We start from the raw sequence: 1,267 nt of genomic DNA on the forward strand, positions 1-1,267 counted from the left end.
CAACAGAGCCAGTTGCCGAAGAGCCGGAATACATCGCAGCTACCGAAGAAGAAATCAAAGTTGCGCCTAAAACCCGCAAATCTGCCAAACCGGAACGTATTCCTAAAATCACGCCGTTTGCACAAATGGAAACGCCCGAATACAGCCCATCTTTGGTGCAAAACAGCAATTTTGAAGAAATCACATTAGAAGAAGCCACCCGTTCCCTGCATGAAGCTGCGGTTGAGGAATGGAACGAGCATTTAGCCGAAAAAAATGCGCCGATTTACAAAGACGAAGTTGAAACCCCATTATTGCGCGCTTCATCCCTACCGATGACAGGTATGGAAATCATCGACTACAACGACCCTATCTTGCGCCGCACACGCGAGCGTGCCTTGGCGCGTGCCAACAATGTCCGCGTGGCAGAAGCCAATGCGCCGCATATCGAAACCGTTCAGACGGCCTTAAGAACTGCCGAAAAGGAAGCCATCCTCCCCTATACTTCCATGCAGGCATTCCCATCTGAAATCCAAGCAGAAGATATTCACGACAACCTTGCCCGCCGTACCGCCGCACGCCACAAACTGGCCGCAGCCGTTGCCCCATTGCGCGACTACTCTCCGCGCACCATCGAAAATGACGAAATTTTGGCCAACTTGGGACAAATCAGCCGTCCTGCCAGCCTGCGCCGCCAAGTCCGCCATACTGAGGCGGCCGCCGAAAGATGGGCGCGCAAACAAGCTGCTACGGAAGCTGTTGCACCACAACCTGCCGCACCGGCAACACCGTCCCATCCGAAACCGGCTGCGCCTGTTAAAAAATCCCCTTATATCTCCCGACCTGCCGCACCAAACGCAACCGTAGTCGAGCCACCTGCCGTACCGGTTGTCCCTATGGCTAAAACCGATATTCCCGAACCACCCGTTTTCCAAACCTCGATTGCGCCGATTGACATCCCCGAGCCGCCTGCTTTTGAACATAAAATCCAAGTGCCGATTTTTGATTCGCAAGTCAATGCGCACGTCAGCAACCAACCTGAACGCAGTATCCGCGATTATTTAATCAGCGAATCTGCCGTCGAAGAAACAGAATTCGATGGTGAGCCGGAAGCGCCTGTACAAGCGGAAGCAGAAGCTATTCAAGCGGTTGAAACCATTGGACCCGTTGAATCTGTTGAAACAATCGCAAGGCCGTCTGAATATACACAGACAGTCGTTGAAACACCTGTTCAAACCGTAGAACCAAGCGTTCAAGAGAGTACGCCAAGCATAGCTATTCCAACTTC

At 52.4% G+C, this 1,267-nt stretch carries 1 pseudogene; it reads left to right on the forward strand.

Annotated features, from left to right (window positions below):
• Nucleotides 1-1,267, forward strand: a pseudogene (locus ACTHUM_RS14445) (DNA translocase FtsK); the annotation flags it as partial.

This window comes from Neisseria sp. P0021.S006, assembly GCF_051956895.1.